The sequence below is a fragment of the Streptomyces sp. NPDC001507 genome (genome assembly GCF_042894765.1).
Taxonomy (GTDB): domain Bacteria; phylum Actinomycetota; class Actinomycetes; order Streptomycetales; family Streptomycetaceae; genus Streptomyces.
In genome coordinates, this window is record NZ_JBIAVV010000004.1 from 422,044 (window position 1) to 446,228 (window position 24,185).

Here is a 24,185-nt window from a genome sequence, read left to right on the forward strand (position 1 = left end):
TGTCGGTATGCCACAATCCGCGACATCACGGTCGCCCAGACCCATGATTCCGCAGGCCAGAGCCGTTTCGAACGCTCAGCCGAGCAGCTCCGCGGCGAGCATTTCCTCACTCTCCGTATTCACTCCTCCACGCTGCGCCCGCACCCATGTCCGTTTCAGATGCAGATGCACCTCCGACTCCCACGTGAAGCCCATCCCGCCGTGCACCTGGAGGCAGTCCCGGGCGCCGCGCACCGCGGCCTCGTCGGCGAGCAGCCGGGCCGTCGCGATGTCCACGGGGTCGGCGGTGACGGCGGCGGCGTAGACGGCCGCCCGCGCGGTCTCGGCGCGCACCAGCATGTCGGCGCACAGGTGCTTGACCGCCTGGAACGCCCCGACGGGCTGGCCGAACTGCACGCGTGTGCGGGCGTGTTGCACGGCCAGCTCGCACGCGCGCGTGGCCGTGCCGAGCTGCTCGGCGGCGGTGAGCAGTACCGCGACCGGGTCGGCCGGTCCCGGGACCGGCCCCGGTACCCGGTGCAGGGGCGTCAACGGGTCCGCCGAGCGCACCGGTACGGCTTCCGACGCGTCCCCGGTCACCGCGTCCGCCTCGGCCAGCCACTCCACCAGACCGCCGTCCACGCGGGCCACCACGGCCTCCCCGGTGGCCGCGCCGGGCACGTCGGCCGCCGCGAGATGGGTGGCCACCAGCGGCCCTGGCAGCAGCGCCCGCCCCGCCTCCTCGAACACCAACACGGCTTCCGGCAGACCGAGTCCGACCCCGCCGTCGGCCTCCGGCAGCCGCAGCGCGAAGAACCCGGCGGCCCCCAGCTCCCGCCACAGGCCCCGGTCGAGACGCGCCGGCCCGCCGGCCGCCGCCCGCAGCGCCGCGCCGTCGAACCGGCGCCCGAGCAGCTCCCGCATGCCCTCCCGCACCGCCTCCTGGTCGCCGGTCAGTCGAAAGCGCACGTCCGCTCACCGCCCCTTCGGCAGCCCGAGGATCCGCTCGGCCACGATGTTCCGCTGGATCTGCGAGGTCCCGGCCGCGATGGTGTACGAGAGCGAGGAGAGCCGGTCGAGGACCCACGGCCGGTCCAGGTCGAGCGCGTCGGGCCCGAGCACGTCGGCCGCCGCGTCGTACAGCTCCTGGCGGGCGTGCGAGTAGCGCAGCTTGAAGACCGAGCCCCCGACGCCCGGCACGCCCCTGCCCTCCGCCTCGCTGACGTTCCACTGGGTGAGCCGCCACAGCGCCCGGAACTCGGCGTGCAGGCGGCCGAGGCGGCGGCGCAGCTCCGGGTCGTCCCAGCTGCCGTTCGCGTGCGCCGCGCGCGCGAGGTCGCCGAGGACCCGGCGGCAGGCGACGACCTCGCCGACGAAGGCGGTGCCGCGCTCGAAGGAGAGGGTCACCATGGTGACCCGCCAGCCGTCGTTCTCGGCGCCGACCCGGTTGGCCACGGGCACCCGTACCTCGTCGAGGAACACCTCGGCGAACTCCTCGGACCCGGCGAGCGTGCGCAGCGGCCGTACGGTGACGCCCGGCGCGTCCATGGGCATGGCCAGCCAGGTGATGCCCCGGTGCCGGGGCGCCTTCGGGTCCGTGCGCACCAGCAGCTCGCACCAGTCGGCGACCTCCGCGTGCGAGGTCCAGATCTTGGACCCGCTCACCACGTAGTCGGCGCCGTCGCGCCACGCGCGCGTGCGCAGCGCGGCCAGGTCCGACCCGGCGTCCGGTTCGCTGAAGCCCTGGCACCACACCTCGTCGCCGCGCAGGATCGGCGCCAGCCAGCGGGCCCGCTGCGCCTCGCTGCCCTCGGCCGCGATGGTGGGGCCCGCGTGCAGCAGGCCGACGAAGTTGGCGCCCACGTAGGGCGCGCCGGCCCGCTCCGTCTCCTCGAGGAAGATCAGCCGCGTGGTGGGCGACGCGTCCCAGTGGACGTCGGCGTACCCGGCGTCGTACAGCGTGCGCTGCCAGCCGAGATCGTAGGCGCGGCGGCCCGGCCAGTCCTCGGGTTTCGGCTTCGGCGGCAGACCGGGCAGCACCTTGGCGAGCCACTCCCGCAGCCGCGTCCGGAAGTCCTCCTCCTCGGGTGTGTAGGACAGGTCCACCGGCAGACACCCCCACGGAACTGATGGTTCGTCAGGTCTCGCAGGCTAACCCCGCACCCCTGGACCGGCAAGGTGCCAGGACCTACGATCTGACGAGTCGTCAGTTCCGTTGTCAGGGGGACTCCATGGACGCCACCGCACACGAACTGAGTGCCTCCCGCACCCTCTGGGACCTGGTCGTCCGCCGCGCCGAACTCACCCCGGACCGGCCGGTGTTCCTCCAGGGCGACCGCACCCTGTCCTTCGGCGGGCTGCGCGCGCGTGCCGAACGCGTCGCGGCCGGGCTTCACGGCATGGGCGTGCGCCCCGGCACGGTCGTCGCCTGGCAGCTGCCGACCCGGATCGAGACGGCCGTGCTGTCCTTCGCGCTGGCCAGACTCGGCGCCGTGCAGTCCCCCGTCATCCCCTTCTACCGGGACCGCGAGGTCGGCTTCGCGCTGCGCGAGTCCAGGGCCGAGTTCTTCGCCGTACCGGGCGTGTGGCGCGGCTTCGACCACACGGAGCTGGCGCGGCGGCTGGGCGCGAAGGGGATCTTCGAGGCGTACGACGAGCTGCCGGACGGCGACCCGGGCGTGCTGCCCGCCCCGCCCGCCGAGGGCACCTCCGTCCGGTGGATCTACTGGACCTCGGGCACCACCTCGGACCCCAAGGGCGTTCTGCATACGGACCGGTCGCTCATCGCGGGCGGTTCGTGTCTCGCGCACGCGCTGCGGCTCACGGCGGACGACGTGGGCTCGATGGCGTTCCCGTACGCGCACATCGCCGGCCCCGACTACACGGTGATGCTGCTGTTGTACGGCTTCCCCGCGGTGATGTTCGAGCAGTTCGCGCTGCCGGACGCACTGCCGGAGTACCGCAGGCACGGGGTCACGGTGGCCGGCGGGTCGACGGCCTTCTACTCGATGTTCCTGGCGGAGCAGCGCAAGCGGCCCGGGGTGCCGGTGATTCCGTCGCTGCGGCTGCTGGCCGGCGGCGGGGCGCCCAAGCCGCCGGAGGTGTACCACGCGGTGGTGCGCGAGATGGGGGTGCAGCTGACGCACGGGTACGGCATGACCGAGGTGCCGATGATCACGATGGGGGCGCCGGACGACACCGCGGAGAACCTGGCGACGACCGAGGGGAGGCCGCCGGAGGGCATGGAGATCCGGATCGCGGAGGGCGGCGAGGTGCGGCTGCGCGGGGAGGCGGTGTGCCAGGGGTACCTGGACCCGGCGCAGTCCGCCGCGGCCTTCGACGAGGACGGCTTCCTGCGCACCGGCGACCTGGGCCGGGTGACCGCGACCGGCCATCTCGTCCTCACCGGACGGCTCAAGGACGTGATCATCCGCAAGGGCGAGAACATCTCCGCGAAGGAGATCGAGGACCTGCTCGCCGCGCACCCGGCGGTGGCCGACGCGGCGGTGGTCGGACTGCCGGACGCGGAGCGCGGGGAGCTGGTCTGCGCGGTGGTCGAGCAGCCGCCGGGGGCGGCCGCGTTGACGCTCCCGGCGGTGGTGTCGTACCTGCGGGCGGCGGGGCTGTCGGTGCACAAGCTGCCCGAGCGGCTGGAGGTGGTGGACGCCCTGCCGCGCAACGAGACGCTGCGCAAGGTGCTCAAGTACAAGCTGCGCGAGCGCTTCTCCGAGGCTCCCGCTCCGGCTCCCGCCTCCGGGAGCTCTACTCCGGGATCGTGAAGTAGCGGGCGAACGCCGGGACGATCTCGGTCTCCGCCACGTTGCCGTCGCCGTCGGTGTCGAGGCCCGACGCGATCGCCTGCGCGAGCTCGGGGGCGACGCCGAGGACGCGCAGCAGGCGCGCGGTGTCGGCGACGGTCGCCGTGCCGGTGCCCGCGGGGTCCGCGAGGGCGAGGGCCGCGTGCAGGAAGGGGCGGGCGATCTCGCCGAACCGCTCGGGGTTGTCGTGCAGCCGCTTGACCGCGCCGCTCACGAACTCCTGGCGGGTGATGCGCTGGTCGCCGTCCCGGTCCGCCATCCCGGCCATGCCCTGCCAGAAGGCCTCCGCGCCCGCGTACAGGGCCTGGCCCTTGTCGGAGCGGGCGGGCGCGCCGAACTCGGCGAGCAGTGCCTTGGCCGCCGAGTTGAAGTCCTCGCGGTCGATCCAGCCGTTGCCGTCCTGGTCGAAGGTTGCGAACCGGGCGGCGATCCGTCGCTCGTACTCGGTGCTGACCATGTCTGTTCGGGCCGCCTTACGTGACGTGGGGGTTCATCTCGCATCGGAGCGTACGACGCGGCGGCGGCAGGAGAGCGGGAAAACGACGGTTGTGCCAAGACCGGGGGAATTCCGCGACAACAACGTGGCACTGTCGTGATCGTCGGCTATGGGCGTGCGCTGCCCGGCTAGGCGGACAGCGGGTCCTCCTCGTCGGTGGTCGCGCTGTCGATGTCGGCGTAGACGTCGAAGAGGCGTCGTACGCCGAGGGCGCCGAGGACCCGGTTGACGTGAGAACCGTCACTCGCACCCTGGGCGGGCAGTATCAGCCGCAGCCGGCCCCGGCAGGAGCGGATCAGACGGCGGACGGCGATGAGGACGCCGACCCCGCTGGAGTCGCAGAAGAAGACGTCGGACAGGTCGAGGACCAGGCTGTGGTGCCCCTCGGCCACCACGTCGTGCACCCGCTGGCGCAGCGCCGGCGAGGTCACCAGGTCCAGTTCGCCCGACACCTCGAGCACGGCCCACTCGCCCTGTTCGCCGCCGGTCACCTTGAAAGCCACGGCTCAGCCCTCCGCTCGCCGGATCTCCGGAACCGCCCGGAAACGGAGCGTGTTCCTACGCTTCTTCTCGCGCGGCTGCCCAGCGGCCGTTCCCCGAAACCCCGAACGACAAACGAGCACCGATCGAGAAGGGGCTTGTTTCGGTCATGGTCAGTCCTGTTCGATCAGGAACGGAAGGTTTGACCGGAGACGAGGGTGAGAGCCGAGAGGTACCGGGAGCGGACCGAACGCCCACTACCACCCGCGGCCCGCCAGGGGGCGCGCATTGCCATAAAGGGGCGTGCGTCCTCCGACGTGCCGACTACATTCGAGGTGACGGTGCAGACACGCTGGACACGGACACGGGGAGGGGGCCGTATGGCGAAGAAGGACGCACCGCCCCGCTGGGACCGCAAGATGCAGCAGCGGCTCGCCCGCGGCGAGGCGGCCGCCCTCGGTGAGCTGTACGACCGCTTCGCCTCGCTCGTGCACGGTCTCGCGCACCGCGTCCTCGGGGACGAACGGGCCGCCGACGGCATAACCCGCGAGGTCTTCGCCCAGGTCTGGGAGCACCCCGACGCCTACGACCCCCGGCAGGGGCCGTTGCGCTCCTGGCTCGCCGCGCTGGCCCACCGGCTCGCCGTGCAGCGCCTGCGGGCCACCGAGACCGCCGCGCTCGCCCCCGGCGACAGCGGCTCCCCGGAGGCCGCCCAGGAGCTGGAGCACAAGGTGCGGCGGGCGTCGGTCGCGGCCCGCGCCGACTACATCGTGCACTCCATGCCGGCCCCGCTGCGCGCCGCCCTGGATCTCGCCTACTTCCAGCGCCGCGACTACCGGCAGACCGCGGTGGACCTCGGCGTCACCGAGGACGAGGCCCGCCGCCGGCTGCGCCTCGGCCTGCAACTGCTGTCCACCGCGCACGACGCCGGGACGCCTCCCGGGTACGGAGGTGGCCGGTGACCGGCGCCGAGTTCTCCGGGGCGCACGACGGCACCGGCTCCGGGGACGGTGACGTGCCCAGGGACGGCGGCGGCGCCTTCGGCCGGCCGCCGCGCATACCGCTGCCCCGGGCCTCCGTCGAGGACGGCGGGCAGCCACTGTCCGAGCCGGCCGGCCCGCCGCCCGTACCGCTGGAGCTGTCGCACGACGTCCTGAAGTCGCTGCTCGGGGCGTGGGCGCTGGCCGCGTGCTCGGCGGCGGAGTCCCTCACCGTCGAGGCCCACCTCGGGGACTGCGGGGCCTGCGCGGACGAGGCGCGGCGGCTGCGCGAGGCAGTCGGCCTGCTGCACCAGCCGGAGAGCCTGGACCTCGACCCCGGCCTGCGCACCCGGGTCCTGGAGGCCTGCCTGGACCGCCGTCCGGCCAGGATCCCGATCCCCGCCTGGGCGGCGCCCTACGACGCGGAGACCGCCCGCCTGGACGCCCTGCTCCAGGACATCGGCGACGCGGAGTGGCACACACCGGTGCGGCTGCGCTGGTTCGACGGCGAGGCGGCCGCGACCCGCCGCACGACGGTCGCCGGGGTGATAGCCCACCTGCTGACCGTCGACGGGCTGGTGGCGACCGCCCTCGGCCTCGAGGACCCGCTCGGCGAGGCCCGCGCGCAGGGTCCGGCCGCCCGCACCGAGGCGTTCTGGCAGGCCTCGCACTTCCCGCCGACGCGTGCGGTGCGGGCGCCCTGGCGGGAGCAGAGCCACCGGCTGGTGCAGACCGTCTCCTTCACCGGCGGCGGCGCCGGGCGCCTCGGGGTGTCGTACGGCGACTTCGAACTGCCCCTGCACGACGCGATGCTGGACCGCGCCTTCGAGTGCTGGGTGCACGCGGAGGACATCGCGGAGGCCGTGGACTATCCCTACGAGCCGCCGGCCCCCAGACACCTGCACCGGATGATCGACCTCGCGGCCCGGATGCTGCCCGCTGCGCTGGCCGAGCGCCGACGGGCGGGGCTGGCGTCGCCCGGCCGGACGCCCCACCTGGTCCCTGCGGGACGGCCCGGCCGCAGCCTGCGGCTGGAGATCGAGGGCCACGGCGGCGGCGAGTGGCTGATCCCGCTGGACTCGCCGGGGGCGGTGGGCTCACCGGAGTTCGAGGTGGCCCATGTGGCCCTCGACGACGTGGAGTTCTGCAGGCTGGCCGCGGGCCATGTGCCGCCGGAGGAGGCGGCCGCGGGCCAGCTCGGCGACCGGGCGGCGATCAGGGACGTACTCTTCGCCGCCGCGAGCCTGAGCCGGATGTAGGGACGTTCACCCAAGGGGCGGGGTGGTTCCGTGCGACGGCGGCCACAGGTGGTTCGTCGCTGGTCGCGCAGTTCCCCGCGCCCCTAAAAGCGAAAAGCGGGGCGCAGCCCCGTCTTTTCCAGGGGCGCGGGGAACTGCGCGAACGGCCCCCACTCGGCCGCACCCGCCGACGAACCGGACCGTCCCGCCCCTGAGGCGAACGGAAACGAACCGTCAGGCGAAGACGACCGTTCGTCGGCCGTTGAGGAGGATGCGGCGTTCCGCGTGCCACTTCACCGCGCGGGCCAGCGCCTGGCACTCCACGTCGCGGCCGATCGCGACCAGTTGGTCGGGGGTGACGTCGTGGCCGACCCGCTCGACCTCCTGCTCGATGATCGGGCCCTCGTCCAGGTCCGCCGTGACGTAGTGCGCCGTCGCACCGATCAGCTTCACGCCCCGCGCGTGCGCCTGGTGGTACGGCTTCGCACCCTTGAAGCTCGGCAGGAACGAGTGGTGGATGTTGATGATGCGGCCGCTCAGCTGCTTGCACAGGTCGTCCGAGAGGACCTGCATGTAGCGGGCCAGCACCACCAGCTCGACGTTCTCCTCGCGGACGAGGGCGAGCAGTTGGGCCTCGGCGTCGGCCTTCGTCTCCTTCGTCACCGGGATGTGGTGGAAGGGGACGTGGTACGACTCCACCAGCTCCGCGAAGTCGGTGTGGTTGGAGACCACGGCCGCGATGTCCACCGGGAGCGCGCCGATGCGGGCGCGGAAGAGCAGGTCGTTCAGGCAGTGGCCGAACTTGCTGACCATGAGGACGATGCGCATCCGCTCGTCGGCCCGGTTGATCTGCCAGTCCATGTGGAAGGAGTCACCGATCGCCGCGAAGCTCGCCCGCAGCTTGTCGACCGTCACCGGCGCGTCGGCCGAGAAGTGCACCCGCATGAAGAACAGGCCCGTGTCGTGGTCCCCGAACTGCTGGCTGTCCTCGATGTTGCAGCCGGTCATGAACAGATAGCTCGACACGGCGTGCACGATGCCCTTTTTGTCCGGGCACGAGAGCGTGAGGACGTACTGGTCGGCCGGGGCGGCCTGGACTCGGGTGGACTGATCGGTCATGCCCGACAGAATCTCACGCCTCGCCCGCCCCGGCGTTTCCTGTCCGCGACGCGGACCGGCGGCTCAGGCGGCCCGCGTCATGATCCGCAGCACGTCGAGGCTGCGCGGCGGGACGTCCGGGTCGTCGCCGTCGCTCGCCGCCAGGCGTATGTGCGCGTCCCGGGCGGCCCGGACCGCGTCCGGCCACCCCTGGTGCTCCAGGTAGGCGGAGACGTGCGCGTCCGGCCCCACCTGGTGCATGATGCGCAGCACCCGCAGCACGGCGGTGTCGACGAGCGCCGCCTCCTGCGAGTCGCGGAATATCGTCCCGACGTACTTCTCCGCGGACCAGTTGTCCAGCCAGGTGTCCTCGACCAGCCGGTAGACCGCGTCGGTCACGTCCCCGTACCCCTCCTGCCCGGCCAGCCAGACGTTCCGCTGGAAGTCCGGGTCGGAGAGCATGTGCAGCGCGGAGCGCACATTGCTGCGCCAGCGCCACCACGGCATGTCGTTGAGTGGCATGCCGCCCATGGTGGAGGAGCGACGGCCGCGACGGGAAGAGTTCTCCGAACCTTGCACGGTCGTCGATCGTACGTTCCTCGTCACACCCCTTTAACAGAGCCCCCGTAATTCACCTGTACGTCACTCTTCGTTGAGCATGGGTCACTTCCGGGTTAGTGATGTGACGGAATCGTGCGTGTCCATGACCGGCAGGCGCCCCATCCTCAGCACCGCCCCCAGCAGCATCCTCCCCGCGGCCCACCGGCGCGTCAGAGCCACCGCTCTGTCCGCCCTGGCCATGACGGCCTGCGTCTCGCTCGCGGCCGGCTGCGGCGTCGTCCCAGGACTGTCCACCTCGACGGACGACTCGATCAAGGTCATGACCTGGGCGCCGCAGGGAACCAGCGCCACCAACAAACCCGGCATGCCCGCCATGGCCGCCGCCTACGTGAAGTGGATCAACTCCCAGGGCGGCATCCACGGCCACAAGCTCAAGCTCCTCACCTGCAACGACCACAACACCAGCGTGGGCGCCGCGACCTGCGCCCAGCGCGCGGTCGACGAGAACGTCGTCGCCGTGGTCGGCTCCTACAGCCAGTTCGGCGACTCCTACTTCGCTCCGCTGGAGGGCGCGGCCATCCCCTACATAGGCGGCTACGGGGCGTCGAACGAGGAGTTCACCAGTCCCGTCTCCTACCCGGTCAACGGCGGCTCGCTCACCCTGCTCGCCGGACTCGGGGAGGCACTGGCCGACTCCTGCGGACCGGTCACCCTGGTCCGCCCGGACAGCATCGCCGGCGACCAGCTGCCCCAGCTGCTCGACTCGGGCCTGCACGCGGGCGGCCACGCCAAGGCGATCGACCAGCTCGCGGCCGAGGACCTCACCGAGTACGACCAGCAGTCGCAGAACGCCCTGGAGAGCGCCACCTCGGACTCGGCGAAGACGGGCTGCGTGGTGCCCGAGCTCGGCGACCGCACGGCCACCTTCATGGACAACTTCCAGCGGGCCCGCCAGGACTACCCGAAGGTGAAGACGGCCGCCGAGGTCGGCAGCGTCGACCAGACGGTGATCAACTCCACCGGCGGCGCGGCGGGCCCGTACGAGGGCTCGTACATCACCGGCTGGTACCCGGCGGCCTCGGACCAGCGCTGGGACGAGATGAAGAAGGTCATCAGCAAGGAGGCCTTCGGCGACAACCGGATCGACCCGGCCGACGCCGGGGTGCAGACCACCTGGATCGCCTACCAGGTCCTCACCGCCGCGCTGGAGAAGATCGGCGACGGCGAGGTCAGCTCCGACAGCGTGCGGCACACCCTCAGCGACGGCCTGAAGGTCTCCACCGGCGGCCTCACCCCGTCCCTGTCCTGGCCCTACCAGGGCAAGCTGGCCGCGGCCGGCTTCGCCCGGCTGGCCAACGCCGACGTGAACGTCCAGACGGTCAGGAGCGGCCTGCTGCAGTCGGCGAACAAGCAGGCCCTGGACATGACCAAGATCCTGGAGAACGCCGACCTCAGCTGACCCCGGCCGACAGCTGTCCCGACCCGGCCGTGGTCACAGCTGGGTCGGCTGCCGCTGGGTCAGTCCGTACTTGCTCGCGATCGTGTTCCACAGCGCGGCCGCCTTCACCTTCTGGCTGCTGGCGGTGCCGCTCTCCCGGTTGCCGGCGGCGGTCTGGCCGGTGGTGCGGGCCTGGTCCTTGTGGCAGCCGTGCTTGCCCTTGGCCTGGTCGGCCCAGGCCGCGTAATGGTTGTCGGCGTTCGCGGAGGCCTGCCAGGCCTGAGTGAGCGAGGCGGTCAGCTCGGCGTTGCCCGGCAGCTTGTCGACGGACAGCTTCGACAGCCGGGTGACCAGGTCGGCGCGCTGCTGAGCGGCGTTGCGCAGGTCGGAGGCGGCGCCGTCGAGGTTCTTGCACTGCTTGACCTGGGCGACGGCGTTGATCACCGAGGCCCGGCTGCTGCCGCTGTCGGCGAGCAGCTTGTCCAGGGCGACGGCCTGCGCCTTCGCGGGGTCGGCCGCGCCCGCCGTGGAACCGTCGGAGGCCGGGGCGGACGCGGCCACCGTCTTGTTGGCGTCGTCCGAGCTCCCGCCGCCCCCGCTGAACAGGGCCCCGGCGCCGATGCCGAGCACCGCGATGCCGATCCCGACGGCCGCGATCAGCGGCACCTTCGATCTGCCGCCGCGGCCGCCCCGGCCGCCGCCGTCGTCGTCGTGGTCGTACGACGCCGGGGGCGGGGTGTACGCGGGCGGTTGCTGGTAGCCGCCCTGGGGCTGCTGCTGGAAGCGCGGCAGCTGGGTCGTGGACGCGGCCGGGGGCTCGCCGCCGGGCGCGCTGCGGAAGAGGTTGTCGAACTCGGCGGGCGGCTGGCGGTCGCCGCCGTCCTGCCCACCGGCGGCCGGGTACGGCGCGATGTACTGCGTGGCCTCGGCGTCGGAGTGCGCGGGCCGGCCGCCGAGGTAGGCGGTCTGCTCGTGCGACATCTCGGGCGGCAGCGCCCCGGGGCCCACCGGCGGTATGAGCTGGGTGGCCCCCTCGGAGCCCGCGGGCACCGGCGGTATGAACTGTGTGGCGCCCTCGTCCGCCGGCGCGGCGGGCACCGGCGGTATGTACTGGGTCGCGCCCTCGTCGGCGGACGGCAGCGCACCGCCGTAGCCGCCGTGCGGCCCGGCGGGCGGCAGGGCGGCGCCGGAAGCGCCGTAGGGGTCCTGGCCGGCGGCCGGGGGCAGCGGGGCGCCGTACGACTGCTGGGGCTGGGCGGCGCCGTAGCCGTACGACTGCTCGTAGCCGCCGCCGTACGACGGGGCGGGCGCTCCCTCCGGCGGGAGCGGACCGGCACCGGGGGCCTGGGCCGGCTGGTCGGTGTGGGCGCGGGGCGCGTGCGACTGGGCGTTCCAGGCGGCCGGGAGCTGCTCCGGCGCGGACCACTCCTGGCCGGCCGCCTGCGGCCAGCCCTGGCCGGCCTGCTGGGGCTGTGGGCTCTGCTGGTGGCTCTGGTGGCCGGGGCCCCACGGCTGGCCCCAGGACTGGCCCTCGGGCGGCGCGGCGGCCGGGGCGGGCGGCTGCGCGGCGGGGACCGGGGTGCCCGTCATACCCGGCAGCAGCGGCTCGCCACCGTCGGAGGGCAGCACGATGCCTTCGCGCGCGGGCTCGCCCTGTCCACTCTGCGTCACCGGGACTCCTACTAATGGGGGACCTTGTGAATCGGGCTCACGCTACCGGGTCCCCTCAGCAAGGTGCCACGCAGCCAAGGGCGCGATCTTGTTCCCTGCCGCAGCAGTAACGGATCGGCCCCGCGGTGCGCTGTATATGCCGCTTCCTGCGCGGCAACGTATGGTTTCCCACACGTTCACGCGACCGCGGGGCAGGAATTCATGCGGCCGCCTGGAGGTCCAGGCGCGCTCCGAACTCCCTGACCACGGGTTCGTCCCGGAACGGCTCCAGCCGCTGCTGGAAGTCCTCCAGGTATTCGGAGCCCCGGTTGGAGCGGACCGTCTCCAGCAGCTCGACGGCCTTCGTCCCGGTGGCACAGGCCTGTTCGATCTCGCGCTGCTGCACCTGCGCTGTGGCGAGGAGCACATAGCCGATCGCCCGGCGCCGCGCCCGGGTCTCCGGATGCCCGTCCAGCGACTGCTGCGCGCACCTGGCGGCCGCCTCGGCCTGGCCCAGGTCGCGGTGGCAGTGTGCCAACTCGTCGGCCAGATAGGCCTCGTCGAAGTGCCTGATCCACGCCGGGTCGTCCCCGGACGCCGGGTCGGCCGCCTCCATCGCCGACACCGCCCGCCCGGACGCCAGCTGCGCCGACCGCACATCGCCCAGCAGGGCGTGGCCGCGGGCCTCGGCCGCGAAGAACATCGCCTCCACGCGCGGCGTCACGCGACCCCGCGCCCCTTCCTGCGCCGCCCGCGCCAGCTGGGCGATCTCGCGCGGGTTTCCGAGCTGCGCGGCGAGGTGGCTCATGGAGGAGGCGAGCACGTAGCCGCCGTAACCGCGGTCGCCCGCCGCCTGGGCGAGGCGCAGCGACTGGATGTAGTACCGCTGGGCGAGCCCGGGTTGGCCGGTGTCGACGGCCATGTACCCGGCCAGCTCGGTGAGCCGGGCGACCGCCGCGAACAACTCCCGCCCCACGGACTCCCGGTAGGAGCCGGCCAGCAGCCCGGAGACGACACTGTTGAGGTAGTGCACGACGACCGGGCGCACATGCCCGCTGCCGAACTGGTGGTCGAGGTCGGTGAGCGCCTGCGTCATCGCCTTCACGGCCGCGACGTCCGACTGCCCGACCCGCGGCCCCGCCTGCCGCGCCACCTGCGCGTCCGGCGCCGAGATCAGCCAGTCCCGGCTGGGCTCCACCAGCGCGGACGCGGCGACCGAGGAACCGGACAGGAAGTCCCGGCGCCCCACGTCACTGCGCCACAGCTCGCAGACCTGCTCGATGGCCCCCAGCACGGTCGGCGAGAACTGGAGACCGACGCCCGAGGCGAGGTTCTTGCCGTTGGCCATGCCGATCTCGTCGATCGTGACCGCACGGCCCAGCTTGCGGCCCAGCGCCTCGGCGATGATCGCGGGCGCCCGGCCCCGCGGCTGCTGGCCGCGCAGCCAGCGCGCCACGGACGTCTTGTCGTACCGCAGGTCGAGACCGTGCTCGGCGCCGCACATGTTGACCCGGCGGGCCAGCCCGGCGTTCGAGCACCCCGCCTCCTGGATGAGCGCCTGCAACCGTTCGTTCGGCTGCCGCGCGACAAGCGGCCTTGCGGCCATGGCGTACCCCCTGCGAACTCCCTGTAGGGAAAAGATCCGGCCTTTGCGATCACTGCCCAGCGGACATACCGAAAATGCGGGACATGCGAGGATTGCCGGGTAAAGGCAGCGGAATCGCGGGTACGGCCGCCGCCAACCCCCCACGTGTGACTACCCGCTCACGCCCCGGTTCCTCCTGCGCGCCCCCACACATGCATCCATGCGCCCCAGTTGCGGAGAAGATGCTCCTCCCCCGCGCGCGTTACGCCCGTAACTCCAGGTGGGTGCGGGAGTTGTGTTGAGCGTGGAAGAGACGATCGCCGGCGCCGAAGCCGCTCAGATTCCGAAGCAGCGCGGGGAATCGCTGCTGGAGACCGCCGTACGCTACGCCGAGGAGCGCCACTGGGACGTCTTTCCCGGCACCTGGCTGGAAGCGGTCGAGGGGGTGCAACGCTGTTCCTGTGGTGAGCTCGCGTGCGGCGCGCCCGGCGCGCACGCGGCGCGCCGGGACTGGGCGACGCAGGCCACCGGTAGTGCGACGGTGGCGCGCCGGATGTGGCAGAAGCAGCCGACGGCGTCGATCCTGCTGCCGACGGGACGTACCTTCGACGCGCTGTCCGTCCCGGAGACGGCGGGGTTTCTCGCGCTGGCGCGCATGGAGCGGATGGAGCTGACGCTGGGGCCGGTGACGCTGACGCCCGACCGCCGGATGCAGTTCTTCGTTCTTCCCGGGGCGGCGGTGAAGGTGCCGGACCTGGTCCGGAAGCTGGGCTGGTCGCCCGCGTCGCTGGATCTCACGGCGCTGGGTGAGGGGGCGTACGTCCCCGCTCCGCCTACGCGGTACGGGTCGCGGGGGGCCGTGCAGTGGGCGTGCCGGCCGACGGCCGCGAACCGGTGGCTGCCGGACGCGGAGGAGTTGATCTCGCCGTTGGCGTATGCGTGCGGGAGGGATCGGTAGCGCCCATTGGGCTGCCGGGTGCGGTGTGTGCGCGAGTACAGGTCGCGTGTGGTTGCTCGCGCAGTTCCCCGCGCCCCTGACGGGACGCTTCACAGCCGTGTCCTCCAGGCACCCTGCCAGCGCCGGTAAGCGTCCCCACCCCCACCTCGGCCCCCACCCACCGTAGGGTTCATCCATGACCGATGCCGTACGTGTTCGTGGGCTCTGGAAACGGTTTGGGCAGCAGGTGGCCGTCGGCGGGATCGACCTGTCGCTGCCCGCGGGGAAGTTCGTCGGGCTGGTCGGACCCAACGGCGCCGGCAAGACCACCACCCTCTCCATGGTGACCGGACTGCTCCGCCCGGATCAGGGCTCCGTCGAGGTCGTCGGCCACGACGTGTGGCGGGACCCGGTGGCCGTGAAGGCCCGCATCGGCGTCCTCCCCGAAGGCCTCCGTCTCTTCGAACGGCTCTCCGGCCGCGAACTGCTCGGCTACTCCGGCCGCCTGCGCGGCCTCCCCGGCGCCGAGGTCGACAAGCGGGCCACCCAGCTCCTCGACGTGCTCGACCTCGCCGGCGCCCAGCACAAACTCGTCGTCGACTACTCGACCGGCATGCGCAAGAAGATCGGACTCGCCGCCGCTCTCCTCCACAACCCCGAAGTCCTCTTCCTGGACGAGCCGTTCGAAGGCGTCGACCCGGTGTCCGCGCAGACCATCCGGGGCGTCCTCGAGCGGTACACCGCCTCCGGCGCGACCGTCGTCTTCTCCTCCCACGTGATGGAGCTCGTCGAGTCGCTGTGCGACTGGGTCGCGGTGCTGGCGGCCGGGCGGATCCGCGCGACCGGCACGCTGGAGGAAGTACGCGGGGCGCATCCCACCCTCCAGGCCGCGTTCCTCGAACTCGTCGGGGCGGGCGGCCGGGACACGGCCTCCGACCTGGACTGGCTGGGCGGCGGGGCGGCCCGATGACGGACGTGACCGGCACCGTCGTACGGCTGAAGCTGTCGCTGCTGCGCAACGGGCTGCGGCAGTCCGGCGGCCGGCGGGCCGCGTTCGTCGCGTCGGCGGTCGTCGCGCTGCTGTTCGCCGCCCTGCAACTGCTCGGCCTGGTCCTGCTGCGCGGACACGCGCACGCGGACGCGGTGGCCGTCCTGGGCGCCGCCGTACTGGCCCTGGGGTGGGCCTTCATGCCGCTGTTCTTCCCGAGCGGCGACGAGACCCTGGACCCGACCCGGCTGGTGATGCTCCCGCTGCGGCCCCGGCCGCTGGTGCGGGCACTGCTGGCCGCCTCGCTGGTCGGCATCGGCCCGCTGTCCAGCCTGTTGCTGCTGGTGGGCTGTGCGGTGGCGGTGGCGCACGGTGCGGCCGGCTACGGCGTCGCGGTGGTCGCCGTGGTCCTCGCGCTGCTGGTCTGCGTGGCCCTCGCGCGGACCGTGGCCACCGCGAACGTACGGCTACTCAGCAGCCGCAAGGGGCGGGACCTGGCCGTCCTGAGCGGCCTGGTCATCGCCGTCGGCGCGCAGCTCGTCAACTTCGGCGCCCAGAGCCTCGGTTCGGCCGGACTCGGGCGGCTCGCGCCGGTGGCCGACGTGGTGCGGTGGCTGCCGCCCGCGTCGGCGATCGGCGCGGTGCACTCGGCGAGCGAGGGGTCGTACGGCACGGCGGTCCTCCAGCTCGGCCTGTCGCTGGCCGCGCTGGCGCTGCTCGTCGGCGCCTGGGCGCGGACGCTGACCCGGCTGATGACCTCACCCGACGGTTCCACGCTCCAGGCACCCGACGCGGCCGCCCGGGGCCGTTCGCCCAGGGCCGGCGGTCTGGGGCAGCTGCTGCCGGGCGGGCGTACCGGCACGGTCATGGCGCGCAGCCTGCGCTACGTCTGGCGCGACCCCAAGACCAAGGCCGCCTGGGTGACCTCGCTGGCCATCGGCCTGATCGTGCCCGTCTTCAACGCCCTGCAGGGCACCGGGTCGATCTACTTCGCCTGCTTCGCCGCCGGGATGCTCGGCATCCAGATGTACAACCAGTTCGGGCAGGACACCTCCGCCTTCTGGATGGTGGCGACGACCATCTCGTCCCCGCGGGACGCCTACGCCGAACTGCGCGGACGGGCGCTGGCCCTGCTGGTGATCACCCTGCCGTACGCCACCCTGGTGACCGTCCTGACCACGGCCCTGCTGAGCGACTGGCGCCGGCTGCCCGAGGTGCTCGGCCTCTCCTTCGCCCTGCTCGGCGCGATGCTGGCGACCGGCGCCTGGACCTCCGCCCGCTTCCCCTACTCCATCCCCCAGGAGGGCCACAAGAACGTCGCCCCCGGCCAGGCCGGCCTCGCCTGGATCGCGATCTTCGGCGGCATGGTCTCGGCGGCCCTGCTGTGCTCGCCCGTCATCGCCCTGACCATCGCGCTGAACGTGAGCGCGGGCGGCGAGGACTGGACGTGGGTGCTGCTGCCGGTGGGGGCCGGTTACGGGGCGGCCATCACCTGGGCGGGCCTACGCCTGGCAGCCCCGCGCACGGCGGCCCACCTGCCGGAAATTCTGCTCGCTGTGAGCAGGGGCTAGGCCGGCCGCGAGGCCCCTTCGGGGGGCGGCCGGGGGTGGGGACGCTTACCGGCGCCGGCAGGGTGCCGCTGCGGCACGCCTGCCCGCCAGCTGTGTAGCTGCGGCGGGACAGCGCCCCGGAAGGGGCGCTGGAGGCACCCCCGGCCGAAGGCTGGGGGGTGAACTGCGCGACCAGCCCCCACGCACCCGCGGCCGCGAGACGACGGCGCCGCCCCCTCCGGTCGCGTTGCTCACTCCCCCACCCGATCAAGAAACGGCTCCACAGCCGCCCGCCAGGCCTCCGGCCGGTCATAAGGCAACAGATGCCCGGCGTCCGCCACCTCGGCGTACTCCCCCCTCGGCAGCACCCGGACCATCTCCTGCGCCTCGGCCCGCCCCAGCTCCCCGTCCACCCCGCGCACGACCAGCGTGGGGCACGGCACCTGGGCCAGCTCCTCCCAGTGCGCGTCGTACACCCAGGTCTCCCGGGACCTCAGCATGCGGTCGGGGTCGAAGACCGGGCGCCAGCCGTCGGCGCACTCGTGCATCACCTCGGCGTAGAACTCGCCGCGCGCGGGGTTCGGCCGCTCCACCCAGGGGTCGTCCTCGCCGAACCACTTGCGTACGTCGGCGAGCGTCGCGAAGGGAACGGGCCAGGCGCTGAACCAGTCGGCCCACTCGCGCTGCGAGGCCGCGCCGAGCGCGGAGGCCCGCATGTCGCAGATGATCAGGCCCCGCACCAGTTCGGGGCGCTTCGCGGCGAGCTGCCAGGCGGTCAGCGCGCCCATGGCGTGGCCGATGAGCACGGCCGGGGCGAAATCCAGCTGCTCCACGGCGGCCGCCGCGTCCTCGACGTACGCCTCGCGGGTGTAGGCGGCCTGCGGGGGCTTGTCGCTCTGGCCGTGGCCGCGCTGGTCGAGGGCGACGGCACGGTGCCGGGCGGAGAGCCAGCGGGCGGTGGACGCCCAGTGCGAGGCGCGGCCCATCAGGCCGTGCAGTAACAGCACGCCGGGAGGCGAGTGGTCCGGATCCTCCGTCTTGGGCGGGTCCGCGAACTCCCAGGCGGCGAGGTGTACGCCGCCGGCTCCTGTCACGTCGATGCGCCGTGCCATGGGCCTGGCACCCCCCTAGCTCCGCGTGCCTAGTGTCGCCTCGTATCGCTTCGTGGTGCTCCGGTACCACTGCAGAATATCGAACCCTTATTCGAAAATGGGGTTCCTGCGGGCAACACCCCTCATTCGAGTGACCCCTCGCCAGGCATGATCGGCGGCGCCGGGGGGATTTGTTCTGCGGGGGGCGGGCCGCTCGGGGAAAACGGTCCGCGGGGATGACCCTGGGAGCTCGGGGCTCCGGGTCAGCACTGGGGAGGACAGGCCCCGGCACCGAAGGGTGCCGGGGCCAATCCCATGTCTTCTTCGGCACATCCTCCCCGCCCCCTCAGGTCATATGCCTCTCGCGACAGCCTCGCACGCGAAACGTTCCGGCGCTGCGATTCGGCGCACTGAATCTTGGATTCGACGCGTTCGACACACCGGCGAGAGAGGCCGACGGCAGCTGCCAACTTCCCCACGAGCCAAGGAAGTTGAACGACCGCTTCAGGCACTCAGCGCTTGGCGACGAACACGTGGGAGGCGACGTCCGCCTCCAGTTCGGCCGCCTCGCCGCCGCTGCCCACCAGCACCCCGCCGGCCGCCTCGGTCACGCTCACCACCGAACCGGGCTGCACACCCGCCCGCCGCAGCGTGTACATCAGCTGCGCGTCGGTCTGGATGGGCTCACCGATCCGGCGTACGACCACCGTCTTGCCGTCCGCGCCCGGGTCCAGGTCGGCCAGCGACACCATGCTCTCGTCCAGGAACGGATCCGCGCCGTCCTTCTCGCCCAGCTCCTCCAGCCCGGGAATCGGGTTGCCGTACGGCGACTCGGTCGGGTGCCGCAGCAGCTCGAGCACCCGCCGCTCCACGGCCTCGCTCATCACGTGCTCCCAGCGACACGCCTCGGCGTGCACCTGCTCCCACTCCAGACCGATCACGTCGACCAGCAGGCACTCGGCGAGCCGGTGCTTGCGCATCACGCGCGTCGCCAGCCTGCGCCCCTCGTCGGTCAGCTCCAGGTGCCGGTCGGTGGCGACGGACACCAGACCGTCCCGCTCCATCCGCGCCACCGTCTGGCTCACCGTCGGCCCGCTCTGGTCGAGCCGCTCCGCGATGCGGGCGCGCATGGGGACAACGCCTTCCTCTTCGAGCTCGAGGATGGTGCGGAGATACATCTCCGTGGTGTCGATCAGTCCGGACATTCGTGCCCCTCGGTTACCTCTGCCGGAAGCCCCGGCGGCGTGCGCTGGCCCTGCAACCAATTCTGCCGGATCCCACTGACAACCGGGGGACACCGGACGAACGGGGGGTGCGGGCCCATCCTGCACCTGCGGGCCGGTGGTGTTGCCCGCACTGTTCCCCGCGCCCCTCGCAGGGCGCTGCGGCCGCCGCGGCCTCGTGGCCCGGCACGCTTCGGCGAAGGCCGTATTGACACCACCATGGTCCAGACCTGAGGGTGATCCGCGACACAGACGCTGACACAGACGCTGACGCTGCGAAGGGGCACCGCATGAGCGACGGCACGCCCGCCGACCTGTTCTTCGACGCCGCCATCGGCCTCCTGCAACGGGTCCGGGACGAGGAGGCCGAGACCATCGCCGCCGCCGGCACCCTCCTCGCCGACACCGTCGACGCCGGCGGCCGCCTCTTCGCCTTCGGCGCCGGGCACTCCTCCCTCGCCGCCCAGGACGTCGTCTACCGCGCCGGCGGCCTCGCCCTCATGAACCTCCTCGCCGCCCCCGGCCTCGTCGGCGTCGACGTCATGCCCGCCACCCTCGGCTCCCGCCTCGAACGCGTCGACGGACTCGCCACCGCCGTCCTCGACACCTCACCCCTGCGCGCCGGCGACGCCCTTGTGATCATCTCCCTCTCCGGCCGCAACGCCCTGCCCGTCGAGATGGCCATCAGCGCCCGCGACCGCGGCGCCAGGGTCATCGGCGTGACATCGGTCGCGTACGCCACCGAGACCACCTCCCGGCACGCCTCCGGCACCTACCTCAGGGACCACTGCGACGTCGTCCTCGACTCGAAGATCGCCGTCGGCGACGCCGAACTCACCCTCGACACCATCCCGGCACCCTTCGCGCCCGCCTCCACCGTCGTCACCAGCGCCCTGCTCCAGGCGGTCCTGGCCACCACCGCCGCCACCCTCGCCGACCGCGGCACCGAACCCCCGCTGCTGCGCTCCGGCAACGTCGACGGCGGCCACGAGTGGAACGCCCGCGTCTTCGAGCAGTACCACGACCGGATCTTCTACCAGCACTGAAGCCCGGGAACCGCAGCCGCGCCGCCCGGCGCCTAGGTACCGTGGCTTCGCGTGACCGGTACCGAGATCGAGATCAGCGCGGACCTGGTCCGCGGCCTGCTGCGGGAGCAGCATCCGGACCTTGCGGGGCTCGCCATCCACGAGGTGGCGGGCGGCTGGGGCAACCAGATGTGGCGGCTCGGGGACGAGCTGGCCGTACGCATGCAGCGCATGGACCCCACCCCGGAACTCCAGCTCAAGGAGCGGCGGTGGCTGCCCGTGCTGGCCCCGCGGCTGCCGCTCCCGGTGCCGACCCCGGTGCGGTTCGGCGCACCCTCCGAGCGTTTCCCCAAGCACTGGACCGTGATGACATGGGTTCCCGGCGAGCCGCTGGACCACGGCTCGATCAGCCGCGGCACCCACGCGGCCGACACGCTGGCGGGCTTCCTCAGGGCGCTCCACGTGCCGGCGCCCACCGACGCCCCGACCGCCACGGACCGCGGTGCCCATCCCGGGAACTACTCGGACGGCTTCGAGAACTACCTCCAGGCCGTCGCCCCCCACGACATCGCCGCCGGCGTCCGGGCCGTCTGGGACGACGCCGTCGCGGCCCAGGCGTGGCAGGGCCCGCCGGTGTGGGTGCACGGCGACCTCCATCCCGCGAACGTCGTCGTCTCGGACGGAACGCTCGCGGGCATCGTCGACTTCGGTGCCATGTTCGCCGGCGATCCCGCGTGGGACCTCGCCGCCGCGTGGGTGCTGCTGCCCGCGGGCACGGCCGCACGGTTCTTCGACACGTACGCGCATGCGGACGAGGCGGCGATCCGGCGCGCCCGCGGACTGGCCGCGATGAAGAGCCTCTTCCTGATACTCATGGGCCAGAGCGGAGAGCGCGGACTTCCCGGCGGCAAGCCGCACTGGGGGCCCCTGGGACGGGCGGCACTCGACCGCGTCCTGAAGGGCGTCTGACGACCGGCTCAGCCCGCGGGACGGTCCTTCGCGAGGTGGGCGAGATCCAGCGCGGTGGCGATGCGTACGGCCACGTCCTCGGCGTACGTCGCGTCCGCCCGCTCGAAACGGCTGCGGCCCGCCCCGCGCAGGAACGTCACCACACCCAGCGTCCGACCCCGGCTGCGCAGCACCGCGCACAACGCGTGCACCGCGTCCCCGGGCCACTGCCGGTCCAGCGCCCACGCCCGCGCCCGGTCCAGCGGCACCGGACCGGCATCCGCCCGCACACTCCCCGCCCGCGCCACGCACTGCAACGCCGGATGCCCCTCCTCGTACCGCACCGGCAGCCCCGCCGCGCCCGTCAGCATGCTCGGCCCCGGCGTCCCCGACGGCGTGGCCGCGATCCGCACCAGCCGCACCGGCCCCACCTCACCGTCGGCCCGCGAACCGCCCACCACCCGGTCGATCACCGCATGGTCGGCGAACCCCGCCAGCGCGAAGTCCAGATGGACGGTGGCCGCCTCCGCCGGGTCCTCGCACTCCGCGGCCGCACGGGCCGCACGGTGCAGCTGATTGGCCCGGAAGCGCAGCATCGCCGCCTCCTGCTCGGCCTGCCTGGCCTCCGTGACGTCCGTGAACAGCCAGCCCACCCCGAGCGGCACCGGCTCCTCCGCCAGCGGCGACGCCAGCCGCAGGAACCCCGACCGCCAGCAACGCCGCTGCTCGCCCTCCGCCGTCCGCACGCTCACCCACATCTCGGCCGGCGCGGGCGGCGCCCCCTCGGCCAGCACATGCGTCAGCGCACCCTCCAGATCCTCCACACCCAGCGCCAGCAACTCCCCCAGCGGCCGCCCCAGCGCCGACGTACGCCCGATACCGAGCGCCCGCGCGGCATACGCGTTGACGACGGCCGGCCGCAGATCCGCGTCCACGACCACCACACCCCAGGCCGCGTCCTCGAACAGTGCCTCGCTCAGCGCGATCGACCGCTCCAGGTCGATCTGCGCGTGCACCTCGCTGAACGCGCAGTACACCCCCGCGGGCTTCCCGTCCGGCCCCCGCACGGCCGCCGACTGGGTCCGTACGAGCACCCGCCCGCCGTCCTTCGTGAGCAGCGCGAACTCGTGCACCTGACGCCCCGGAGCGTGCATCGCGGACAACAGCCGCCCCTCGACCTCGTCCGCGTCCGCCTCACGTACCGCCCACCCGGCGAACCCGTGCCGGCCCACCGCCTCTGCCGCCGTCCACCCCAGGATCCGCTCGGCCTCACGGTTCCAGTGAGTGACGAAACCGTCCGCGTCGAAGGCACACAGTGCCGCGTCCATGCCGTCGAGCAGCGCCGCGAGCAGGTCGGACCCGCCCGAGTCCTCCGGAACATCCCGCTCCCGCTCCGGCTCGGGCTCGTCGGGCCCCAGCTCGTCCGTGGCCCCACTACGCCGGGAAGCACTCACCTGGACCCCCATCAGGCTCACTCACTGCCCTTCATTCAACTCGAACGTGACGCAGCCCACACTGTGTTCCCGCAAGATTGAAGGAATCGTTGCAACCCGCCGCCCGCCACCGCCTCACAGCACGAGCCGCAGATCCACCCACTCGTCACGCTCCCCGTCGAGCACATACCGCTCCACCTCGGCGAACCCGTACCGCGCGGCGAACCGCAACCCGTCCCCATTGACACCCAGCACACACGTCTCGACGACCTCGGCCCCCTGCCCGCGCGCGTACCCGAGCGCATGCTCGTACAAGGCCGCCCCGAACCCCCGCCGCCGAAACTCCGGCAACACCCGCACGATCACCGTCACCACCCCACCGACGACAGGCCGCACGGTCGAACACCCCACCAGCACCTCCCCGTCGTACGCGTTCTCCAGCCGGTACCCCCGCGCAAGCCGCTCCCGCGCCTCCCCGACCGACATCGCAGCAGGCGGCACCACGACGTTGTGCACGTACCGCCACTCCTCCAGCGCGTCACCGTCGTCGTCCACAAGGCCGATCCGAAGCCCGCCCGCAATCACTCGCCGCTCTGTCATGGTCGGGAAGCTAGGGGGTGCCGCCGTGGCACGTCATCTTCAAATAAATCCCTTGAGCACCTTCGACCGGCTTCGTAGGGTGTGAGGTACACGAGAAGGGAGGTGGTTCGGCAGATGTATGACAACCGGACGCGTGAGGTGGCTGCGGGCTAGCGGCCCGTCACCACACCGAGTGCGGTGCCGGACCAGCATGCGACCGATGCATGCAGCCGGCCCAATCCCAAGCAGTCACCCGACCCGCGAGCTCGCCGGTGCGTCCGGCCGGCTTCTCCGCCGATTGGCGGAGGGACCTGAGCTCGCGGGTCGTCTGCGTTTTCGGGCGCTGTGGGGACGTCAGGGGCTGAGGCGTTCCACGTGCCAGGTGCCGGCGGGGTCGGCGACGTAGCGGAGGCGGTCGTGGAGGCGGTTCTGGCGGCCCTGCCAGAACTCGACGGTCTGGGGGGCGATGCGGAAGCCGCCCCAGTGCGGGGGGACCGGGACCTGTTCGCCCTCGGGGTAGCGGGCGCTGAGCTCCGCGTAGGCGGCGTCGAGTTCGGCGCGGGAGTAGATGACCGTGGACTGGGTGCTGGCCCAGGCGCCGAGCTGGGAGCCGTGCGGGCGGGTGCGGAAGTAGGCGGCGGTCTCGTCGCGGCCGGTGCGGCGGGCGGTGCCGGTGACGACGACCTGGCGGGCGATGGCGTGCCAGGGGAAGACCAGCGAGACGTACGGGTTCGCGGCGAGGTCCTGGGCCTTGCGGGAGTCGTAGTTCGTGTAGAAGACGAAGCCGCGGCTGTCGTACTGCTTCATCAGGACCGTGCGCGAGCTGGGGCGGCCCTCGGCGTCGGCGGTGGCGACGACCATCGCGTTGGGTTCGTAGATCATGCCGTCGGCGGCGGCCCGCGCGGCCTGTTCGAACCAGCGGGTGAACTGGTCCATGGGGTGGGCGGCCAGATCGTGTTCTTCGAATCCCTCGGCCCGGTAGTGCTTGCGCATCGCGGCGGGGTCGAGGATGGGGTCGTCGGAGGCGGCGGCGTCGCGATCGGTCACGCGGTCATCCTGCCGTATGCACATATGGGTCCGGGGCACAT

General features: G+C 72.7%; 22 protein-coding genes. 9 read left to right on the plus strand and 13 right to left on the minus strand.

Translation table 11 applies throughout. From position 1 onward, the window contains the following. Positions 1-75: 75 nt before the first annotated feature. Positions 76-948, minus strand: a complete 873-nt coding sequence (locus ACFY0K_RS15695; protein WP_390640295.1) for an acyl-CoA dehydrogenase family protein — start codon at positions 946-948, stop codon at positions 76-78. Between the two features lie 6 nt (positions 949-954). Then, positions 955-2,085: an acyl-CoA dehydrogenase family protein gene (locus ACFY0K_RS15700; protein ID WP_390640296.1), complete on the minus strand. Its 1,131-nt coding sequence runs from the start codon at positions 2,083-2,085 to the stop codon at positions 955-957. 125 nt (positions 2,086-2,210) lie between these two features. On the opposite strand from ACFY0K_RS15700, the gene ACFY0K_RS15705 reads away from it, so the two are divergent. After that, complete coding sequence (locus tag ACFY0K_RS15705) at positions 2,211-3,758, plus strand: class I adenylate-forming enzyme family protein (protein WP_390640297.1); 1,548 nt, start codon at positions 2,211-2,213, stop codon at positions 3,756-3,758. Here the strand turns inward: ACFY0K_RS15705 and ACFY0K_RS15710 are convergent. Both ACFY0K_RS15710 and ACFY0K_RS15715 read right to left on the minus strand, forming a co-directional pair. After that, a complete protein-coding gene (locus ACFY0K_RS15710; protein WP_351957068.1) occupies positions 3,742-4,254 on the minus strand; it encodes an EF-hand domain-containing protein in 513 nt (170 codons plus the stop codon). The two genes, ACFY0K_RS15705 and ACFY0K_RS15710, sit on opposite strands and share 17 nt — an antisense overlap. A gap of 167 nt (positions 4,255-4,421) precedes the next feature. Continuing rightward, positions 4,422-4,796 (minus strand): STAS domain-containing protein, encoded by a 375-nt coding sequence (locus ACFY0K_RS15715; RefSeq protein WP_352356105.1) that lies wholly within the window; start codon positions 4,794-4,796, stop codon positions 4,422-4,424. A gap of 357 nt (positions 4,797-5,153) precedes the next feature. Between ACFY0K_RS15715 and ACFY0K_RS15720 the strand changes: the two genes are divergently transcribed. Continuing rightward, the gene (locus ACFY0K_RS15720) at positions 5,154-5,735 is read left to right on the plus strand and encodes an RNA polymerase sigma factor (protein ID WP_390640298.1); all 582 of its coding nucleotides are present in this window, start codon (positions 5,154-5,156) and stop codon (positions 5,733-5,735) included. A gap of 53 nt (positions 5,736-5,788) precedes the next feature. After that, positions 5,789-7,012: a maleylpyruvate isomerase N-terminal domain-containing protein gene (locus tag ACFY0K_RS15725; RefSeq protein WP_390640529.1), complete on the plus strand. Its 1,224-nt coding sequence runs from the start codon at positions 5,789-5,791 to the stop codon at positions 7,010-7,012. 213 nt (positions 7,013-7,225) lie between these two features. Here ACFY0K_RS15725 and purU read toward each other — a convergent pair whose 3' ends face one another. Together purU and ACFY0K_RS15735 are read right to left on the minus strand one after the other, a co-directional pair. Continuing rightward, on the minus strand, positions 7,226-8,110 hold the full coding sequence (gene purU, locus ACFY0K_RS15730; RefSeq protein WP_382721109.1) for a formyltetrahydrofolate deformylase: 885 nt from the start codon (positions 8,108-8,110) through the stop codon (positions 7,226-7,228). A gap of 63 nt (positions 8,111-8,173) precedes the next feature. Then, positions 8,174-8,620 carry a hypothetical protein gene (locus ACFY0K_RS15735; protein ID WP_351957352.1) on the minus strand — a complete coding sequence of 149 codons (447 nt, stop codon included), beginning with the start codon at positions 8,618-8,620 and terminating at the stop codon, positions 8,174-8,176. A 172-nt stretch (positions 8,621-8,792) separates the two neighbouring features. On the opposite strand from ACFY0K_RS15735, the gene ACFY0K_RS15740 reads away from it, so the two are divergent. Next, the gene (locus tag ACFY0K_RS15740; RefSeq protein WP_390640299.1) at positions 8,793-10,109 is read left to right on the plus strand and encodes an ABC transporter substrate-binding protein; all 1,317 of its coding nucleotides are present in this window, start codon (positions 8,793-8,795) and stop codon (positions 10,107-10,109) included. Between the two features lie 33 nt (positions 10,110-10,142). Here the strand turns inward: ACFY0K_RS15740 and ACFY0K_RS15745 are convergent, their stop codons facing one another. After that, positions 10,143-11,759, minus strand: coding sequence for a hypothetical protein (locus ACFY0K_RS15745; protein ID WP_390640300.1), 1,617 nt, complete (start codon positions 11,757-11,759; stop codon positions 10,143-10,145). Positions 11,760-11,958: 199 nt separating this feature from the next. After that, complete coding sequence (locus tag ACFY0K_RS15750) at positions 11,959-13,344, minus strand: transcriptional regulator (protein ID WP_390640301.1); 1,386 nt, start codon at positions 13,342-13,344, stop codon at positions 11,959-11,961. A 274-nt stretch (positions 13,345-13,618) separates the two neighbouring features. On the opposite strand from ACFY0K_RS15750, the gene ACFY0K_RS15755 reads away from it, so the two are divergent. The 3 genes from ACFY0K_RS15755 (at position 13,619) to ACFY0K_RS15765 (ending at position 16,819) form a co-directional block, all read left to right on the plus strand. Continuing rightward, the gene (locus ACFY0K_RS15755) at positions 13,619-14,281 is read left to right on the plus strand and encodes a bifunctional DNA primase/polymerase (protein ID WP_382721101.1); all 663 of its coding nucleotides are present in this window, start codon (positions 13,619-13,621) and stop codon (positions 14,279-14,281) included. Between the two features lie 175 nt (positions 14,282-14,456). Further along, a complete protein-coding gene (locus tag ACFY0K_RS15760) occupies positions 14,457-15,230 on the plus strand; it encodes an ABC transporter ATP-binding protein (protein ID WP_390640302.1) in 774 nt (257 codons plus the stop codon). Continuing rightward, entirely contained in the window at positions 15,227-16,819 is a 1,593-nt protein-coding gene (locus tag ACFY0K_RS15765; RefSeq protein WP_390640303.1) for a transporter, read from the plus strand. The genes ACFY0K_RS15760 and ACFY0K_RS15765 overlap by 4 nt, the downstream gene beginning before the upstream one ends. 230 nt (positions 16,820-17,049) lie before the next feature. Here ACFY0K_RS15765 and ACFY0K_RS15770 read toward each other — a convergent pair whose 3' ends face one another. Together ACFY0K_RS15770 and ACFY0K_RS15775 are read right to left on the minus strand one after the other, a co-directional pair. Then, a complete protein-coding gene (locus ACFY0K_RS15770; RefSeq protein WP_390640304.1) occupies positions 17,050-17,910 on the minus strand; it encodes an alpha/beta fold hydrolase in 861 nt (286 codons plus the stop codon). Positions 17,911-18,401: 491 nt separating this feature from the next. Next, positions 18,402-19,094 carry a metal-dependent transcriptional regulator gene (locus ACFY0K_RS15775; protein WP_093501586.1) on the minus strand — a complete coding sequence of 231 codons (693 nt, stop codon included), beginning with the start codon at positions 19,092-19,094 and terminating at the stop codon, positions 18,402-18,404. Positions 19,095-19,402: 308 nt separating this feature from the next. On the opposite strand from ACFY0K_RS15775, the gene ACFY0K_RS15780 reads away from it, so the two are divergent. Beyond that, positions 19,403-20,158, plus strand: coding sequence for an SIS domain-containing protein (locus ACFY0K_RS15780; RefSeq protein ID WP_390640305.1), 756 nt, complete (start codon positions 19,403-19,405; stop codon positions 20,156-20,158). A gap of 51 nt (positions 20,159-20,209) precedes the next feature. Beyond that, a complete protein-coding gene (locus tag ACFY0K_RS15785; protein ID WP_390640306.1) occupies positions 20,210-21,106 on the plus strand; it encodes an aminoglycoside phosphotransferase family protein in 897 nt (298 codons plus the stop codon). An 8-nt stretch (positions 21,107-21,114) separates the two neighbouring features. Here ACFY0K_RS15785 and ACFY0K_RS15790 read toward each other — a convergent pair whose 3' ends face one another. From ACFY0K_RS15790 to pdxH, 3 genes are all read right to left on the minus strand, one after another. Next, on the minus strand, positions 21,115-22,539 hold the full coding sequence (locus ACFY0K_RS15790; protein WP_390640307.1) for a PAS domain-containing protein: 1,425 nt from the start codon (positions 22,537-22,539) through the stop codon (positions 21,115-21,117). A 114-nt stretch (positions 22,540-22,653) separates the two neighbouring features. After that, a complete protein-coding gene (locus ACFY0K_RS15795; protein ID WP_390640308.1) occupies positions 22,654-23,118 on the minus strand; it encodes a GNAT family N-acetyltransferase in 465 nt (154 codons plus the stop codon). A gap of 333 nt (positions 23,119-23,451) precedes the next feature. Next, complete coding sequence (gene pdxH, locus ACFY0K_RS15800) at positions 23,452-24,168, minus strand: pyridoxamine 5'-phosphate oxidase (protein ID WP_390640530.1); 717 nt, start codon at positions 24,166-24,168, stop codon at positions 23,452-23,454. Between the last annotated feature and the right edge of the window lie 17 nt (positions 24,169-24,185).

Coding starts and splice junctions, on each gene's coding strand:
- ACFY0K_RS15705 (WP_390640297.1), top strand. CDS start 2,211: ATGGACGCCACCGCACACGAACTGAGTGCCTCCCGCACCCTCTGGGAC.
- ACFY0K_RS15710 (WP_351957068.1), bottom strand. CDS start 4,254: ATGGTCAGCACCGAGTACGAGCGACGGATCGCCGCCCGGTTCGCAACC.
- ACFY0K_RS15720 (WP_390640298.1), top strand. CDS start 5,154: ATGGCGAAGAAGGACGCACCGCCCCGCTGGGACCGCAAGATGCAGCAG.
- purU (WP_382721109.1), bottom strand. CDS start 8,110: ATGACCGATCAGTCCACCCGAGTCCAGGCCGCCCCGGCCGACCAGTAC.
- ACFY0K_RS15735 (WP_351957352.1), bottom strand. CDS start 8,620: ATGGGCGGCATGCCACTCAACGACATGCCGTGGTGGCGCTGGCGCAGC.
- ACFY0K_RS15740 (WP_390640299.1), top strand. CDS start 8,793: ATGACCGGCAGGCGCCCCATCCTCAGCACCGCCCCCAGCAGCATCCTC.
- ACFY0K_RS15750 (WP_390640301.1), bottom strand. CDS start 13,344: ATGGCCGCAAGGCCGCTTGTCGCGCGGCAGCCGAACGAACGGTTGCAG.
- ACFY0K_RS15760 (WP_390640302.1), top strand. CDS start 14,457: ATGACCGATGCCGTACGTGTTCGTGGGCTCTGGAAACGGTTTGGGCAG.
- ACFY0K_RS15765 (WP_390640303.1), top strand. CDS start 15,227: ATGACGGACGTGACCGGCACCGTCGTACGGCTGAAGCTGTCGCTGCTG.
- ACFY0K_RS15770 (WP_390640304.1), bottom strand. CDS start 17,910: ATGGCACGGCGCATCGACGTGACAGGAGCCGGCGGCGTACACCTCGCC.
- ACFY0K_RS15775 (WP_093501586.1), bottom strand. CDS start 19,094: ATGTCCGGACTGATCGACACCACGGAGATGTATCTCCGCACCATCCTC.
- ACFY0K_RS15780 (WP_390640305.1), top strand. CDS start 19,403: ATGAGCGACGGCACGCCCGCCGACCTGTTCTTCGACGCCGCCATCGGC.
- ACFY0K_RS15795 (WP_390640308.1), bottom strand. CDS start 23,118: ATGACAGAGCGGCGAGTGATTGCGGGCGGGCTTCGGATCGGCCTTGTG.
- pdxH (WP_390640530.1), bottom strand. CDS start 24,168: ATGTGCATACGGCAGGATGACCGCGTGACCGATCGCGACGCCGCCGCC.